Below are 16,546 nucleotides of genomic sequence, written 5' to 3'. Positions count from 1 at the left end.
ACACGATGAGCAAGCACTTTTCCCCTGCCCGTCTGGCGGGCGGGATCCTCGCTGTGCGCGCTGACGCGTCCGGCGACCCCAAGAAGATCTTCGCCGAGCTGAACAAGGCGTTCGAGGATTTCAAGTCCGAGCACAGCCAGCAGCTGAAGGAGCTTAAGGCCGGGCAAGACGACGTGGTCCGGCAAGCCTCCATGGCGAAGATCGAGGACCGCCTCGGCAGCCTGCAGTCGGCCATGGATGCACAGGCGGCGCAGATGACCGCCCTCCAGATCGGCGGACCCGGCACCGACGGGCGCCCGACCGATCCGGAGTACACTGACGCCTTCAGCGCCCACTTCCGCAAGGGCGAGGTTCAGGCGGCGCTGAACAAGGGCGCATCCGAGGAGGGCGGCTATCTGGCGCCGGTCGAGTGGGACCGCACAATCACCGATCGCCTGGTCGAGGTCTCGCCCATGCGGCAGATCGCGACCGTTCAGACGATCTCCGGCACCGGCTTCAAGAAGGTCTTTAATCAGCGCGGCATGGGATCGGGCTGGGTCGGCGAGGTCGCGCCTCGCCCGGAAACGGTCACGCCCGAGTTCGGCGTGGTCACCTACACCCCGGGCGAGATCTACGCGAACCCGGCGGCGACGCAGCAAATGCTGGACGACTCGGCCATCAACCTCGACGAGTGGATCGCGAACGAGGTCGAAAGCGAGTTCGCCTACCAGGAGGGCCTGGCCTTCGTCGCGGGCAACGGCGTCAACAAGCCCTACGGTTTCCTGACCTATGTCGAGGGCGCCGCAAACGCCGCCGCGCATCCCTTCGGCGCGATCCGGGCCATCACCACGGCGTCCGCGACCGAGATCACCGGTGACCAGCTGCTCGACCTGGTCTACGACCTGCCGGGGGCGATGTCGCAGAACGCCCGGTTCGTGCTGAACCGCACCACGCTCGCCCGGATCCGCAAGCTGAAGGATGGCGAAGGCAACTACCTCTGGCAGCCCTCGTTCAGCGCCGGGCAGCCGCAGACGCTGCTGGCCTATCCGGTGACCGAGATGGCGGCGATGCCGAACGCTGTCGCCGGCGCCGTGCCGGTGGCCTTCGGCGACTTCCGCCGCGGCTACCTGATCATCGACCGGACGGGCGTCCGGGTCCTGCGTGATCCGTTCACCAACAAGCCCTACGTGCACTTCTACACCACGAAGCGCGTCGGCGGCGGGCTGCTCGATCCGCAGGCGCTGCGCGCGCTGCGCATGGCTGCCTGATCGCAGGCCGTGCGATGAACCTGCCGGATCCCGTCGTGCGGGGCTCGGCATTTGGTCCAACAGAGGAGCCACGATCATGGCGAAGAAGGAAGACGACAAGGCGAAGGCAGCCGACGCGGCGGGTTCCGCAGCTGCCGATCTGGCGCCGGCGACGCAGATGGAGCATCCCTCCGGCGCGATCATCGAGCCGGAAGCGATGCAGGCAATCGACCTTTCCCACGAGAGCGTCGATGCCAACCCTCGCGAGGGCACGACGGTCGAGCAGAACCAGATCGACTGGAACGACGCCAAGCGGGCGAAGCCGCATGACGCGGATTTCGCCGGAGAGGGGCTCGACACGACCGTCTACGGCAAGGACGGGCAAGCCTGATGCGCCTCACCCTCCTCGAGGCTCCAGCCGAGCTGATCCGCCTCGAGGAGGCCAGGCGGCAGTGCAAGATGCCGTCGGACCCCGAGATTGACCGCGACCTGCAAAACGCGATCGACGCCGCTGTGTCTTACCTCGACGGCTATCGCGGGATCCTGGGGCGATGCATCGTGACGCAGAGGTGGCAGCTGGACGTCCTCCCGCCGGCCGGCAGGGTGAGGCTCAGCTTCCCGGACGTGAGCGAGATCCTCGTGCAGTCTGCTGACGGAGAGGACGTGCCGCATAGGATTGAGCATCACCAGACCGGGGCCGTCATCTGCACGCGGCGCGGGCTTCCGCTCCGGATCATCTTCACCGCGGGCTTCGGTCCGCCCGAGGCTGTACCTGTGGCGATCAAGCGCGCTGCGCTGATGCTGGTCGCGCACTTCTTCAAGAACAGAGGCGATGGAGGTGCTGCGGCAGGGATCCCGGCGGAAGTCGAAGCGCTCATCTCACCCTTGCGGGTTTGGCGCGTATGAACCTCGGCGACCTCTCCGTCCGCATCACGCTGCTCGAACCCTTTCAGTCGCGGGACGAGGACGGCCTGATCACGCAGCACTTCGAGGAGCGCGGCGATGTTTGGGGAAGCATCCAGCATCGCCCGGGCAGCGAGGCGTTTCAACAGGCCCGCATGGCGGCCCGGGACCCCGCCACCGTCGCTGTGCCATCTACGGAAATCACGCGCCGCATGTCCTCCGAGTGGGAAATCAAGGCCAACGGGCGCCGCTACCAGATCAGGGGGAACCCGTTCCTGTCGCAGGACCGCGCCTTCGTCCTGTTCCAAGTTGAGGGGCGGCGGAAATGAGGGCGGGCCGCGCGCTGCGCCGCGCGATCATCGCCCGGATCGAGGTTGAGGTGCCTGACCTTGAGAACAGGGTCAGCGACCAGGCGGTGGCGGCAACGCCATACCCTTACTGCACCCTCGGACCCAGCAACTGGACGCGGCAGGACGCCGACTGCATCGACGGGCGGATCTGGTCGCTGCAGGTGGACATCTGGCACAGCAAGGCCGCCAAGGGCGCGGTTGAGGATCTGGTCGATGATGTCGCGGCGGCGCTGGAAGAATGGGAGGTCGATGGCTTTGCCATGCACCCGTTCCGCGTGACGCTGGCGCAGACCCTGGAGGATCCGAGCGGCGACCTGCACGGCGTGGTTCAGATCGAGGCAATGGTGGAGGACGCATGAGCTGGGTCGAGTTCACCGACAACTTCCGCTGGCGCCCGCATCCGGGTGTGGTGACGCGCTACAGCGCCGGCCAGCGCCTGCGGGTCACCCGGCGCTGCGCCGAGGCGGCAGTCGCCAGGGGCGCGGCAGTCATCATCAGCAACGGCAAGAAGGCGGCAGGGCATGGCGCGCGGCACGACGATCCGGGGACTGGCCAAGCTGCAGAAGAAACTCGACCGGCTGCCGGGGATCGCGAAGGCGACGATCCGGCAGAAGATGGCGGAAGCCGCCGACGAGATCGTGGCGATGATGAGGTCTCTCGTCCCGGTTCTGAAGGAGCCTGACGCCCGCCGCCGTGCCGGTGCCCTGCGCGACAGCATCGGCTGGACCTGGGGTCAAGCGCCGAAGGGCTCGATGGTCATTGCCGCGATGAAGGGCGCGGGCGCCGGCGGCGACCTGACAATCACGATCTACGCAGGTAGCCGCGACAAGAGCCGTGGCCCGGATGATGCCTTCTACGCGCGGTGGGTGGAGTTCGGCACAAAGAACATGCCGGCCCAGCCTTACTTTTATGTCAGCTACCGGGCGAACAAGCGTCGCGCTGGCCGCAAGATCCGGGGTGCCGTTCGCAAGGCAGCCAGGAGCGTCGCCGCGGGCCAGTAAGGCCCCGGATCACTTCACCCCCCCCCGCCCGCCTGACCGGCGGGCTTTTTTATGGAGGCCAGCACCATGGCAGTTGCGCCAGTCAAGGCGACCACCGCGCGCTCGAAAAAGTATTTCGTGCGCCTGTCCGACGGGGCCGCCACCCCGAACTTCGTTGCCCCCTGCGGCTTTACCGAAAAGTCGTTCACCCGGTCCAAGACCTTCGGCGAAACCGTCACCCCCTACTGCCCCGGCGCCGAGGCGGAGGACCAGGTCGATTGGGTCGAGCGCGACACGATCTCGCTGACCGCCTCGATCTCGGGCCAGGGCGTGATGGCGCAGCAGTCGGTTCCGATGTGGGAAGCGGCCCTGGCCAACCCCGAAAGCATCGAATGCGAGGTCGAGGTCGAATGGCCGGACGGCAGCAGCGATCTTTACACCGGCCGCTTCCATGTCGAGAGCCTGGAGCTGGGCGCCCCCAACGGCCAGCGGGTGACGGCCAATGTCGGGATGCAGTCAGATGGCCCAATCGTACACACCCGGAATGCCGCCTGATGTCTCGCAACGCGCAGGTGACGCTTGATTGGGCGGACGGGACTTACCCGTTCGCCCTCAAGATCGACCAGCTGGCCGAGCTGCAGGACAGGACCGGCGCCGGCCCCTGGTATATTCAATGGGCGCTGGAAGCCGCGCTGATGGCCCGCGCGCTCGGCGTGCCGCCGCCCAAGGACGCCAGCCCGGCCTATGTCATCGAAACCATCCGCCTCGGGCTGATCGGTGGTGGCATGGAAGCGATCGCGGCATTGAAGAAGGTCCGCGACTATGTCGGGCCCGGTCAGATCAACGAAAACATCCAGACGGCCTTCGCGATCATCGGCGTGGCGCTGCAGGGCGTGCCGGAGGATGAGCCGGAAAAGCCCGAGGCGGGGGACGGGACGAGCTCGAACCTCTCCCCCGCGGGCGCATCCGCTTCGCCCAGCTCTTCGGCACAGGCGCAGCCATCGGGATGAGCCCGGCCGAGGTCCGGGCTTGCTCCCTCTGGGAGTTTGAGGCCGCCGCTGCCGGTTGGATCTCGGCCAACTGCCCCGAGGACAAGGGCAGCATCACGGCCGAGGAAGAAGACGAGCTGTGGGAAGGGCTAATTGACCGGGCCTGCTAGCGCGGTCAATCTGCTAGGTCTGCAGCACTGCTGATGAAGTCAACCTTGGCGCCATCCAGAGCAATCGAGCACTGCCGAGGGTCATCGGCGGCCTGCCCCAGATACTCCATATCGCGCTTGTACTTCGTGTACTGTTGGTAGCCGATCGCGGGCCTTCTGGTCAGCGCGCCGATGCCTTCGATCAGGAAGTCGCGATGCTCCCGCCACTCATAATGGTGGCTGTCTCGCATTGCATCTTCGCACATCGCGACCAGGTAGCCGTAGAAGCGTGCTGCTTTCCCAAATGCTTCACCTTCTGGCGCGTGTGCGGAACTGGGCGAGGCTAGCGCTACGCTGGCCGCCAGGAGGGCAATCCTTTTGATCATCATGAGATCCCAATGGCAACTGATCTGGAAAAGCTGGTTGTGCAGCTCTCGGCCGATATCAAGGGCTATGAGCGCGAGATGCGCAAGGCGTCCGGCGTCACCAACCGCCAGGCGCGGGAGATCGAGAACCGCTTCCGCCAGATGAACCGGAACCTTGACGGGATCGGCGCAAGCGCGGCGCGCTCGCTGATCGCGCCCTTTACCGGCATCGCGGCCGCGCTCGGCGGCCGCGAGCTGATCCGGATGACGAGTGCGTGGACCGACCTGACGAGCCGGGTAAACAACGCGGCAGGCAGCATGGAGGCTGGCAACGACGTCATGAAGCGCGTCAGTGAGATGGCGCGGAGGACATATTCAGACCTGACGCAGACTGCAGAAGGTTACTTGGCCTTCTCTACCACCCTCACCGAGCTCGGGGTGTCTACGTCGCAGCAGCTGGACTTCGTCGAAAGCCTGAATAACGCGCTGGTGGTGTCGGGCGCCAAGGGGCAGACGGCGGAGCGGGTCATGTCTGCGCTGTCAAAAGCAATGGCGCTCGGCTCGCTGCAGGGCGACAACCTCAACACCGTGATCGACAGCGGCGGGCGAGTTTCGCAAGCCCTCGCAGAGTCGATGGGCGTGACCACGATGGAGCTGCGCAAGCTCGGCTCCGAGGGGAAGATCGGGCGCCGCGAGATCCTCGGCATCGCGACGGAGATGGAGAAGCTGCGCGCCGAAGCCGCTGAAATGCCCGGCACGATCCAAGACGGCTTCATGCTGCTGAACAACGCCTTGTTCGAGTACATCGGCACTGGGGACGATGCTGTCGGCATGTCACGGCGCATCGCTGAAGCCTTGGAGTTGATCGCCGACAACTTCGACACGGTTGCCGATGCCGGCCTGAAGGTTGCAGCGGTGCTGGCGGCGGCCTTCATCGGCCGGTCGATCGGCGGGATGATCGCGAAACTCGGCACGGCCACGGGGGCGCTGTTGCGCTTCGCGGCGGCCATGCGGGCCGCGGGCACCATCGGCTCGATCGGAACCTCGATTGCCGGCGTCGGCGCCGCGGCGGGACCGGTGGGTGCCCTTCTGGCGGGCGTTGTCGCGGGGGGCATGATCATTGTGTCGGATCGGGCACGGGACGCGGAGGCGCGCACGTCCGAGTTGCGCAAGGAACTTGAGGATCTTGGGCTCTATGCGCCCGGGGTCGCGACCGACATCAATGATCTGGCCGAGTCGGTGGATGGCATTGGCACCGAGGAGCAGCTCGAGCGGATCGCCCGTTTGAAGCGTGGCCTAGAGGATCTGAAAGGCACTGGCGGCCTTGGAGAACTGCTTTTCGGTGACTCCAGCGAGCTTGGCAAAGTCATCGCGGACATGGATCAAGCAGCTAGCTGGCCGTGGCTCAACGGCATCCTGAACGACTTTGAGCAAAGTGATGCGCCGATCATGAAAGTGCTTCGCGACCTCGCGCGGGAGTTCAAAGACGGGAAGGTCACCGCCGAGGAGTTGGCTGCGGCAGTCGCGCAGGTTGACCTCTCCAGTCTGAGCGACAAGGCGGCAGGCCTTGTGGCCGAGCTTCTCGACGTGTCCCGCGCGGCGGACGGTGCAACGACCTTGCTGACAGGCCTCGAGGCGAGCCCGGCGTTTGAAGCGGCCGCTGCTTCGGTTGCCGACGCCCGCCAGGAGATGGAGCGTTTGGCAGCATTGGAGGGCTTTCTAGCTCCTATCCAGTCTGAGATCGCCGACCTGATCCGTGATTTCGAGGACGGGCAACGCAGCGCCGACGACACAAAGGCCGCGCTGCAGGCGATCGAGCGCGCCAACCCCGACTTCGGCCCCTTCATCTCGAAAATCATCCTGGCGATCGGCTGGCTGCAGAGCCTGCGGGCCGAGGCCGTGGCCGCCCGGGCGGCGACGGCCTCGGTCGGCGGCGGCGCGGGAGCGGGCGAGGATGAAGGAACGGTTGACGAGAGGCAGGGCGCCGCCACGGCCGCCTTTATCGCAGAACAGGAGCGGCTGAACGGCCTTTCCCGCGAACGCCAGGACATCGAGCGGCGCACAGCCCGCATCCTTGATGAAGCGGCCAAGGCGGGCGCGGCCCTGACCGCGGAAGAAGCGGAACGCCTGGCCATCGCCCAGGCCGCGGCGGATGCCCGTCGCGGCGAAGAGGGCCGCGCGGCCCGGGGTGGCGGTGGCCGTGGAGCCCGCGGCGGCGGCCGGTCCGGCCGGGGCGGCGGCAAGCCGCGGACCGACTACGCCGACGAGGTGATCAAGGTCCGGGAGGCCATCCGCGCCCATGAGGACGAGGCCCGCGCACTGAACGAGTCGGCGCTGTCGATTGAAGGCTATGCGGACGTGCTGACCTATGCGCATAAGCGCATGGAGCTGCTGGTCGCGGCGCAGAAGCAGGGGCTTTCGGTCACCCCGCAGCTGTCGGCCGAGATCGACCGGCTGGCGCAGGAATATGTCACGGCGGGCATGGCGGCCGATGAGGCCCGCGACCGTCATGATCGGTTCCAGAGCGCGCTCGAGGATTTCCGGGGCACGCAGGAAAGCGTCTTCAAGGGGCTCATTTCGGGCGCGGACAATTTTTCCAGCGCTCTTTCCAAGGTCGCGGGGAAGCTCGCCGACATGGCCGCTTCCCGGGCCTTTGATGCGATCTGGAACGGCGGCCTCGGCCAGGCGTCGGGCAACTTTATCACCCGCTTCCTGGGGTTTTCGGCGGGCGGTTATACCGGCCCCGGCGGCAAGCATGACCCCGCGGGCATCGTCCACAAGGGCGAGTACGTCATGGATGCGGAAACCGTGCGCCGCGCGGGTGGGCCTGCCGCCTTCGACGCATTGCGCGGCCGCCTGAAGGGCTATTCCGGCGGCGGCTATGTGGGGCCGGCGGTCCCGCGCAGCGCCATCGCAGCGCCGGGCGACGTGCAGCCGCGCGTCATCATCCACAACAATGCGCCGGGCGTCGAGGTGACCCCGCAATACACCACCAGAGGCGAGGTGCAGCTGATGATCACCAAGGGCATCGGCGCCAGCCAGCGCGCCGCCGACGATCAGCGCTATCTGGGGGGTTGAGCATGGATGTTGCATTTCCCTGGCCGTGCCGGATCGTCAAATGCGTGCCCAAGCTGGAAGGCCTGCGGCACGAGCCGTTTGTGAACATCGACGGCGAGCCCTTCGCGCGGCCGACGCTTAACGGCTTCTGGACGGTGGAAATGGAGGTCCACGCGCGAGGGCTCGATCAGCAGCGAGCGCTGTCCGGCTTTGTCACCGCCATGTCGGGCCATGCCACCTGCACCCTGCCGATCCCCAGCACCTGGCGGGCGCTGGACGGTGCCGGCCGCCGGTATTCGGGGCTCTATGGCGCGCGGAGCCCGCAGGGCTTCGCATCCCCCCCGTTTAACGGCTTTACCTTGATCTCTGCGGCCCGCCGACGCGACAGCTTCATTGACATCCAGAAGCGCCCGCAGGCGCGGATCCAGTTCGGCGATCACATCAGCCTCGGAGACCGGCTGCACAAGGTGGTGGGCGCCGCCGAGCTGGACGGAAACCCCGACCGGGTCCGGCTGTCGCTGATGCCGAACCTGCGCGCCGCGTATCCCGCGGGCACGGTGGTGGTGGTCGACCAGCTGCGCCTCACCGTGCAGATGCAGACCGGCGATCCGGTGGACCCCGGCCGGGGCCTCTTCAAAGGCACGGCGCTGCGCCTGGTCGAGACGTTCTGATGTCGATCCATGACATTCCCGACGAGGATCTGCGCCGCGGCAACATCGCCTGCACGATCCTTTGCCAGATGGATTTTGCCACCAACCCGCAGCGCTGGTGGCTGGGCTATGGCCCGCTGACCGCTGGCGGGGTTCTTTACAAGGGCACCGGCGACGTGATCCAGATCTCGGCGCTGGAGCTGACCTATGGGATGAGCGCCGGCATGGTCCGGTTCTCGATCCCGAACGCCTCGGCCGAGATGGTGGCGCGCTGCGACAACCAGGAGGCCGAGGTAAACAACCGCCCCTGCCGGATCTTCTATCAGCTGTTTTCCTCCGTTGAGGAAGGTGACCAGCACCGCGGCCGGCTGATCGGAACGCCCATCAGCATGTTCGTGGGCCGAATGCGGGACATGCGCAGCACCTCGCAGAACGGCGCCCGCGAGATCGAGCTGGAGGCCTATGGCCGGCTCAGCCGCCAGGGCAAGCCGCCCTTTGGCCGCTGGACCGACGCCGACCAGCGCCGCCGCTATCCCGGCGACACCGGCCTCGGGCTGCTGCCCTCGCTGAAAGACAAGGCCATCACCTGGGTGCCGGGCGGGTGATCCGGGAGGCACGCGAGGCCGATATTCCCCGGATCATCGGCATGGTCGAGCAGCTGGCCGCGGCGGTGAACGGGCCGCAAAAGGTCTGCCGGATCCGCACAGGGGAAACCCTGTCCGGGCTGATCACGCGGCCCGATGGCGGGGTTTGGATCTCGGAGCGCGGCTTCATCGCCGGGGTTATCACGCAGACCATCATCAGCCCCGATCCCGTAGCGGTCGAGCTGGGCTGGTGGGCGGCCGATCGCAGCGGGCTGCGGCTGCTGAGAGCATTCGAGGCATGGGCGCGGGGTCACGGCGCCACCCTTATCAAGCTGTCCTGCAATGGCGGGCCGGCGCAGCAGATACTTGAGCGCTCGGGCTACCGGGTCGCGGAAATCCAGATGGTGCGATGAATGGCAGTCTTTTCGGCGATCGGGGCGGCGCTTTGGGGCATCGGCTATGCGGTCGGATTTCTGGGCGCCGTGGCCGGGCTGTCGACAGCCACCATCCTATCGCTGGCCAGCGCGGTGTCGAGCTTTACCATCGCGGCCACGATGACGGCCGTCCAGCGGGCGCTGTCGCCGCGGGTGAACGTTCCGCAGCAGGAGATGCAGGCAGTTCTCAACCAAACGGACGCGCAGCGGCGGGTTTATGTCGGCCAGAACCTGGTCGGCGGGATCCGCGCCTTGTTCGAGGTCAAGGACGGCGTGCTTTACCAGCTGGTGCTGGTGGCGCATGGCCGGATTGAGGGGTTTGATCGGTTCTGGATCGATGGCGAGCCGCAGACCTTGGCCAATTCCCTCGACTGGTGGGGCAAGCCGCAACCGGTGCGCTATCCGACCGGCACCGACAAGGAGGGTTATGTGAATGTCGTGACCCGCAACGGCAGCGGTCAGGGGGGCAGCTATCCCGTGCTGCTGAGCGAGTTCGACATCTGGACAGAAGCCCGCCGGCTGCAGAACCAGGCCACGTTTCTGGTCGGATCCAAGGCCCCCGGGCAAGAGGACTTCGTGAAGGTGTTCCCGAAAGGGCACCAGACCCTCTTTCAATGGGAAATCAAGGGCCGGCAGATCTATGACCCGCGAAACGGCCAGACGGTTTACAGCGACAACGCGGCGCTGGTGACCGGCCATTACCTGCGCCACCCTGACGGGCTGAAGCTCGACCAGTCCGAGATCGACTGGTTAAACGTGGCGGCCATGGCGGATGTGTCCGACATCGCGGTGCCGCAGCAGCTCGGCGGCTCGGAGCCGTCTCTGCGGCTTTGGGGATATTGGACGCTGGACGAGGATCCCCGCGCGGTTCTCGATCGCATGGGCGCTGCCTCGGGCCTGCGCGCCTACGAGACACAGACGGGCCAGATCGGGCTGATCGGCGGCCCTTACGGCACGCCGTCCATGACGCTGACCGCCAAGGACATCCGCGACATCCAGACCCGCGCCGCGATCAGCGAGCGCGAGGGCTACAACGTCCTGTCTGTTCACTACATGAGCGCCCTGCACAATTACGAGGTGATCGAGGTCGATCCCTGGCGCGACGAGCCGCGGCTGGAGATCGAGGGCGAGATTGCCCAAGAGCTGCGCATGGAGATGTGCCCGAACCGCAGCCAGGCGCGGCGGCGGGGCAAGCAGCAGATCCATGACGACAACCGCGGCCGGGTCGAGGTGATCACCAACCTGGTGGGGCTCAAGGCGCGCTTTCCGCGCTTTGCCGGCCAGCGCCACACCATCCTGCTGGACTACCGGCCCGAGGACGGATCGGGCCGGGTGATCGCGGGCGAGTTCGAGGTGCTGGATCACAAGTTCGACCCGGTGAGCCTCGAATGCCGGATCGTTCTGGCGCCGGTGAACCGAGCCTGCCAGGCCTGGACGCCGAGCGAAGAGGGCAGCGTGCCCGAGCTGCCGGCCTCGGACGCGGCAGACGGGCCGCCGCAGCTGATCGCCACGGCCGCGCAACGGATCCGCGGCGGCACCGCCAGCCTGGTGGTCGAGGCCGAGGCCCTTGGCCGCGATGATCTGTCGGTGCAAGCCCGCTACCGGCTGGCGGGAACAAGCCGCTGGACCAGGATGGCGACCAGCGACCTGACGGCCGAAAGCGGCGTGGTGTCGGATGGCGGCAGGTACGAGATCGAGGCCCGCTGGCTGGGCGTGTTCGAGGGGATCGCGCCCTGGATCTCGCTCGGCACGGTGGCGGTGCAGATCAACAGCACGCCGCCGGCCGCGCCGACCAGCCTTTCGGTTGTCCCCGGCGGCGGCGAGGCGCTGGTGCGCTGGCGCAACCCGCCTGCGAACTTCGCTCAGGCCCGCATCTATCGCGGCACCAGCGCGATCTTCTCGGCCGCCATCCAGATCGGCACAACTGGCGGCGCGATCGGGCAGTTCTCGGAATACCCGGACGCCACCATCGATCCGGACCAGAGCTATTACTATTGGGTGGCCGCCGCCAACCAGTCCGGCGTCGAGGGCCCTCCCGCCGGGCCGCAGACGCTCGCCTGATCTCGACCATTCCGCCGCCGCTGCGCGGTTCTTCTGCACAAGGGTTCCTTATGGCATTTCTCCGCACCACGGTGACGGGCAGCATTGCGCTGCCTGACGGCTCGCTCATGCCCGATGGGGCGAAGATCATCTTTACTCTGCGTGGGTGGGACAAGAACGAGGATACGGTCGCGGCACCCGGCCCGATCGAGGCCACGGTGCAGAACGGCACCATCTCGGTGCCCCTGCTGCGGACGGCCAGCAACGCCCGCCAGACGACCTATGACGTTGGCTATGCCTACTGGAACCCTGACGCCAGAAAGACGGTGACGGGACAGCTTGGCGCCATTGCCATCTCGGGATCGGCGAGCCGCAACATCGCCGATCTGCTGGCGCTTCCGGCGCCGGTTCCCAATGTCCCGGATGCGCTGGCGCAGGCGCTGGCAGCGGCGGCGGATGGGATTACGGCTGCCAACAGCGCCAACGCCGCCGCCATGATGGCCCTTGTCGGCACCGGCCGCGGCTTCGATACCGTGCAGCAGATGCTGTCCAGCACGATCACCTATGGCCTCAACAGCATCACGCATAACGGGCAGACGGTCAGCCTGACGGTCGCGGCAGGCAATCGGTGGGGGGCTGGCGGGTTCAGCTACGAGGTAGCAGCGCCGGGGGCCGCCAATCACCATCTGACGACTGACGGCGGGGTCAAGCTGCGCGTCCTGCCTGTTGTTGGCGGCACGCCGCCGGAGGCGTTCGGGGCGCTGCGGGGGGGCGCTGATGATACAGTTGCCCTGCGTGGCTGGCTGTCGTTGGGTGGCGATTTGGTGTGCGAGCCAAACGCGGTCTACCGCTACACCAGATACTTGAGTCCGGTCAGCGGCACTTTCATCCGAGGAAACGGGGCAATGCTTCTGGCCGATAGTTGGGGGCTAGACGCCGGCCAGGATACCGACTGGAAGAAGCGCGCGAACTTCCTGCTTTGGGGCATCGCGGGCTTCCACGCCCATGACATTCACTTCTTCTGTGATGTGGACGCTCGCCCGCTAGAAACGATTGGGATTGGGCGGGTTGGCGTCACGGTCTATGCAGCCAACGATATTCACTTCCTGCGCTGCTCGTCCAAGGTGAGCGATGCAGTCACGACAAACTTCTTCATCCCCATCGACCTGCACGGCGGCAACATTGACGGCTTCTCGTGGAAAGAGGGCTGGATCTACGACAATGTGCGCCAGGGCATGTGGTTCCGGTCATTGGGAGGCACGAGCACAGTCACCCGCAACGTCTGGTTCACCGACAACGAGGTGGTTGTGAAAAACAGCCAGGACGAAGCCCTGGCAATTTTCGGAGTTCAGGGCGGCATTGAAAACGTGTGGGTCGAGCGGAACCGCTTCATTGATCTGGGCGAAGGCGAGATGGCGACGGTGTTTGTCAGCACGTTCGGCACAGGCCAGCCGTCGGCTTACCCAAACTCCTATGTGCGCAACGTCTGGTGGCGCGACAATACCATCATCCTGCGCGGCGGGGCGACGACTGCGGTTGTCTCCATTGGCCGTCCAGACAACACGCCAGCGCAGTGCCAAGACGTCCACTTCGTCAGTAATACGCTGCACGTCGCCAACATGGCCCCCGGGGCGTTCATCCTTCGGCACGGTGCCGGGCTGCGGAACCATTGCGACGGCAACACGGTCCTGTCGCTGGACAGCGCGGCTTGCCTCGGCGCCGTCACGGGAGACTGGGACACATGCGCGGGCAACACGCTTGACGTGTTCGCTGACTTTGCCATCTATGCCACGTCTTGCCCGCTTCCGGGCAACACGATCATTCAGCGCAACCCGGCTGGCTATGCCTTCCGGCATAGTGTGAGAGGCGCTGTTTCGGGCGGTAAGATCACCACGCCACGGCTGTTTTTCCTGAGCCTGTCAGATGGGATTGCGCAAATCTCGGACAATGAAATCACCATTACCGGAGACCGCATCGCTTACTTGAACGTCGGCGCGGGGCGCACGGGCGGGCTGCGGCTGTTTAACAACCGGATCACGATGACGGCGGCGGCAACGCTGTTCGAGATGCTGAACGCGGCCACGGGGACCAGCGAGATTGTTGGAAACCGTTTTAGCGGCATTGTGCCAGCCGACTATGCGATTGGGCAAAACATGCCGTTTAAACGCGTGGAAGGAAACGACTGGTTTGGCGTCTCAGATAGGTTCGCCTCCGCAAACCCGCACCAGTCGGCCAGCTGGACGCGCATGTTCCCCAGAGGCTGCGTTGTCGCGAACGAGGCGGCTGCGCCTGCCGAGGGGGCAGCGATTATGGGCTGGATGAAAGCGGGGACCGGCACGACCAGCGCGGCTTGGCTGGCTCTAACGGTTGCCGCCTGACCGCTGCGACAGCGTGGCGGAACAAACAGCAGAACATGGCCCGCCGTGCCCGGGCCGTTCTCACGTTCAACACCAGGAGGCTGCATGCCTGACGATCCGAACCTGTGGTGGCGGGCGGCCGCCAGCGCGCGCGTGAGGCGGCTCTTGATCGCGGATCGCTGCGGCACGCCAGGCATCGCCTGACTAGAAACTCGTAAACAAAATCGGCGTGCCGCAGCGATTCGGCAGCTGGGCTGGCTGCAAGAAGTAGCTAGGCGATTTTCCGCCAACGAGTCCGGTTGAAAATAACGCCGGGAAATCTTCTCAGGGATGATCCGAGAGAAAGATCAATCGACTGCGTCAGACGGTTGATGATGCTTTAGGCGCAATTCACTTAAGGCGGAGGCCGCGATGCCTGACGATCCGCAGCTCTGGTGGCGCGCGGCTGCTAACGCACGCTCTCCGGAAGTCTGGGCGGGAATACTTGCCGGCATGATCTACGTCTACAACAAGTCGCCCCTGCCAGCCCGCGGCGCCCGCGCGGCGGAAGCGATGGTCAGCGGTTTGCTGGCATATGCCACAGGGGAGTGGGTCGCTGCCTGGGCGGGCGTTCACGAGGCCATTGCGGTGATCCTGCTGGCCTCGCTCGGCTACCTGATCCTCGACGTGGCCCGCTCGCTGGTTGCCGATCGACAGATCCTGAAGGAAATCCTCATCAAGCGCTTGGGAGGCCGAAATGGCTAAGTGCACCCACCTTGCCGCCGCGATCCAGCGGCACACCACGGCGGGATCGCTGCTCCTGCTGATGTTCTCGGTCATCATCTTTGGGCCGAGGCTCTGGGACACGATCCGAGGCGAGCCGTGGATCGAGAACAAGCTCGCCATCGTCCAGAACAGCTCCGGTGCCATCGTGGTCGAGGACGCGATCCTCACTCGCGGCGCGGTTCATGGTCTGCGAGCCAATACGGTCGAGGCCGAGGATGGCTCGGTCCTCTGCTCGACCGAGCATCACAACACTTGGCTGGGCGAGCGGAACCGCTTCTGGCGAATCCAGGCATTCACCGGCTGCCCGCCGCCATCCGATCCCTACCGGATCTGCTCGCGCTTCGTCATCGCCTCCGACAGCGGCCGGCAGCGGTACTTCGGGCCGTTCTGCTCGGGTTTGGCGAAGCCGGAGTAGCGCTCTAGCGCACCCGCATCCCGTCGAAAGGAGAACATCTATGACAGAGGCGCGCACCTTGCTCTCTCGGTCCTGCTGTCGGCGCCTTAGCGGCAGACCGAACGAAGAGTTCCGGTGGTCACTGGCTTTCGATGGCCGATCTTGGTGTTCGGGCGTCATCTGTGCCTTGGTTTTTCAACACGACGTTTCTGCATGGATCCTATTACTGATCCCAGTTCTACTATTCAGAATGAAGACACTGATGAAGTGACCAGGGAGCTTAGATAGCAGTTGGAGTTACGAACTAGAAACGTCGTCAAGCCCACGGAAGCTCTGAGTGCGCGCGAGAAATGTAACGCAGCGGCGTTGAGCCAACTCGCTTGTAGCTCACTGAGGTGGAAGGGGCAAAGCTGATGGCCGCAGCTGCACCAGCGATCAACGCTCCACTAATCGAGAGCCCCTGGAGGTATGCAGCGGCACCTCCCGTAATCGGCGCCAAGATGTTGAAGGACCCGGAAAGATCGCCGAGTTTGAAATGTAGCCCCGAATCCTTCGCTGCTTTCAGGTGATCTTCTGCCGCTTTCCTGAAGCTTTCCACTTCAGCATCGATAAGCAGTTCACCATCACCCGCTTCTTGGATCCTGAGGATCATATCTTCGATGTGCTGCCGCAGGGCTAGCATCTCGTCTTTGCGTCGTTCCTTGAAGTGCAGGATCTCTTCGAACGGCACTTCAGCCGAGGGTATAGGAATACAGGAGGTGAAGTTGATCATCCCCGTTTGGTTCCTTCCGCCTCCCAGCACGTCTATGCCATCCGGGCCACTCAATAGGCTCCAGGTATTCGGATGCTGCTCTTCATAGGCCCGAAAGAGAGTGGCATAAGCCTCTGCAAGACCCATACCGATTTGACCATTGGATTCGACAGTTGTTTTCCTCGCTACGCCGAGCGCAACGAGTTGATCGGGGATTACCGACTCAAGGTTGATGGATGTGTTCATCGGGAAGTCGAAGGCATCCCACATCAGCAGGCCGGCTCGGATACCTTGTGCAGAAAAGTCGCCCATTCTTAGGCTGCCCTTTGCTGGGTCGATCGTCATCATTGGGGGGACGATCAACGCTCGAGCTCCTGAGGCTAAATCACTTTTCTCGAACCCAAGTTGATGGATCGCAGGACCATTAACCACCGGCTGCTCGGTTCGAGTAGTAACTGTTCCAGTCACATCGCGCGCAACTAGGCTCGACGAACTCAGCAAGTTTCCACAAATCGTCGGTCTCATCTTCCCTCAACCTCAAGGCCTCTGGCG

Annotated in this window: 19 protein-coding genes; 17 read left to right on the top strand and 2 right to left on the bottom strand. The window is 65.1% G+C overall.

The genetic code is table 11. The features are described 5' to 3' along the window. The first annotated feature begins 5 nt into the window (after nucleotides 1–5). From BLP73_RS00560 to BLP73_RS19270, 9 genes are all read left to right on the top strand, one after another. The gene (locus BLP73_RS00560) at nucleotides 6–1,247 is read left to right on the top strand and encodes a phage major capsid protein (protein WP_090739581.1); all 1,242 of its coding nucleotides are present in this window, start codon (nucleotides 6–8) and stop codon (nucleotides 1,245–1,247) included. Between the two features lie 76 nt (nucleotides 1,248–1,323). Further along, nucleotides 1,324–1,617: a hypothetical protein gene (locus BLP73_RS00555; RefSeq protein ID WP_090739580.1), complete on the top strand. Its 294-nt coding sequence runs from the start codon at nucleotides 1,324–1,326 to the stop codon at nucleotides 1,615–1,617. Then, a complete protein-coding gene (locus BLP73_RS00550) occupies nucleotides 1,617–2,132 on the top strand; it encodes a head-tail connector protein (protein WP_090739579.1) in 516 nt (171 codons plus the stop codon). Before BLP73_RS00555 ends, BLP73_RS00550 begins: the two co-directional genes overlap by 1 nt. Next, nucleotides 2,129–2,458: a phage head completion protein gene (locus BLP73_RS00545; protein WP_090739578.1), complete on the top strand. Its 330-nt coding sequence runs from the start codon at nucleotides 2,129–2,131 to the stop codon at nucleotides 2,456–2,458. The genes BLP73_RS00550 and BLP73_RS00545 overlap by 4 nt, the downstream gene beginning before the upstream one ends. Next, nucleotides 2,455–2,838, top strand: coding sequence for a DUF3168 domain-containing protein (locus tag BLP73_RS00540; protein WP_090739577.1), 384 nt, complete (start codon nucleotides 2,455–2,457; stop codon nucleotides 2,836–2,838). The genes BLP73_RS00545 and BLP73_RS00540 overlap by 4 nt, the downstream gene beginning before the upstream one ends. Nucleotides 2,839–3,000: 162 nt before the next feature. Then, nucleotides 3,001–3,480: an HK97-gp10 family putative phage morphogenesis protein gene (locus BLP73_RS00535; RefSeq protein ID WP_090739576.1), complete on the top strand. Its 480-nt coding sequence runs from the start codon at nucleotides 3,001–3,003 to the stop codon at nucleotides 3,478–3,480. A gap of 66 nt (nucleotides 3,481–3,546) precedes the next feature. Then, nucleotides 3,547–4,014 carry a phage tail protein gene (locus BLP73_RS00530; protein WP_175453184.1) on the top strand — a complete coding sequence of 156 codons (468 nt, stop codon included), beginning with the start codon at nucleotides 3,547–3,549 and terminating at the stop codon, nucleotides 4,012–4,014. Continuing rightward, complete coding sequence (locus BLP73_RS00525; RefSeq protein ID WP_090739574.1) at nucleotides 4,014–4,469, top strand: gene transfer agent family protein; 456 nt, start codon at nucleotides 4,014–4,016, stop codon at nucleotides 4,467–4,469. The genes BLP73_RS00530 and BLP73_RS00525 overlap by 1 nt, the downstream gene beginning before the upstream one ends. Continuing rightward, the gene (locus BLP73_RS19270) at nucleotides 4,466–4,618 is read left to right on the top strand and encodes a hypothetical protein (protein WP_175453183.1); all 153 of its coding nucleotides are present in this window, start codon (nucleotides 4,466–4,468) and stop codon (nucleotides 4,616–4,618) included. The genes BLP73_RS00525 and BLP73_RS19270 overlap by 4 nt, the downstream gene beginning before the upstream one ends. Nucleotides 4,619–4,623: 5 nt before the next feature. On the opposite strand, the gene BLP73_RS18900 is transcribed toward BLP73_RS19270, so the two are convergent. After that, on the bottom strand, nucleotides 4,624–4,986 hold the full coding sequence (locus BLP73_RS18900) for a hypothetical protein (RefSeq protein ID WP_139165863.1): 363 nt from the start codon (nucleotides 4,984–4,986) through the stop codon (nucleotides 4,624–4,626). Nucleotides 4,987–4,995: 9 nt separating this feature from the next. On the opposite strand from BLP73_RS18900, the gene BLP73_RS00515 reads away from it, so the two are divergent. From BLP73_RS00515 to BLP73_RS00480, 8 genes are all read left to right on the top strand, one after another. Next, entirely contained in the window at nucleotides 4,996–8,040 is a 3,045-nt protein-coding gene (locus tag BLP73_RS00515; RefSeq protein ID WP_090739572.1) for a tape measure protein, read from the top strand. 44 nt (nucleotides 8,041–8,084) lie between these two features. Next, complete coding sequence (locus BLP73_RS00510) at nucleotides 8,085–8,690, top strand: hypothetical protein (protein WP_090739571.1); 606 nt, start codon at nucleotides 8,085–8,087, stop codon at nucleotides 8,688–8,690. Next, a complete protein-coding gene (locus BLP73_RS00505; RefSeq protein WP_090739570.1) occupies nucleotides 8,690–9,274 on the top strand; it encodes a hypothetical protein in 585 nt (194 codons plus the stop codon). The genes BLP73_RS00510 and BLP73_RS00505 overlap by 1 nt, the downstream gene beginning before the upstream one ends. Then, nucleotides 9,271–9,666: a GNAT family N-acetyltransferase gene (locus BLP73_RS00500; protein ID WP_090739569.1), complete on the top strand. Its 396-nt coding sequence runs from the start codon at nucleotides 9,271–9,273 to the stop codon at nucleotides 9,664–9,666. The genes BLP73_RS00505 and BLP73_RS00500 overlap by 4 nt, the downstream gene beginning before the upstream one ends. Beyond that, entirely contained in the window at nucleotides 9,667–11,748 is a 2,082-nt protein-coding gene (locus BLP73_RS00495; RefSeq protein ID WP_090739568.1) for a phage tail protein, read from the top strand. A 50-nt stretch (nucleotides 11,749–11,798) separates the two neighbouring features. Continuing rightward, nucleotides 11,799–14,105 (top strand): hypothetical protein, encoded by a 2,307-nt coding sequence (locus tag BLP73_RS00490; protein WP_090739567.1) that lies wholly within the window; start codon nucleotides 11,799–11,801, stop codon nucleotides 14,103–14,105. 390 nt (nucleotides 14,106–14,495) lie between these two features. Continuing rightward, nucleotides 14,496–14,828 (top strand): hypothetical protein, encoded by a 333-nt coding sequence (locus BLP73_RS00485; protein WP_139165861.1) that lies wholly within the window; start codon nucleotides 14,496–14,498, stop codon nucleotides 14,826–14,828. After that, nucleotides 14,821–15,264: a hypothetical protein gene (locus BLP73_RS00480; RefSeq protein ID WP_090739565.1), complete on the top strand. Its 444-nt coding sequence runs from the start codon at nucleotides 14,821–14,823 to the stop codon at nucleotides 15,262–15,264. Before BLP73_RS00485 ends, BLP73_RS00480 begins: the two co-directional genes overlap by 8 nt. 295 nt (nucleotides 15,265–15,559) lie before the next feature. Here BLP73_RS00480 and BLP73_RS00475 read toward each other — a convergent pair whose 3' ends face one another. Further along, a complete protein-coding gene (locus tag BLP73_RS00475) occupies nucleotides 15,560–16,519 on the bottom strand; it encodes a DUF6236 family protein (RefSeq protein ID WP_245686482.1) in 960 nt (319 codons plus the stop codon). Nucleotides 16,520–16,546 lie beyond the last annotated feature (27 nt).

The organism is Paracoccus tibetensis (genome assembly GCF_900102505.1).
GTDB classification, from domain to species: domain Bacteria; phylum Pseudomonadota; class Alphaproteobacteria; order Rhodobacterales; family Rhodobacteraceae; genus Paracoccus; species Paracoccus tibetensis.
This window is presented reverse-complemented; position numbering and strand designations above follow the sequence as displayed.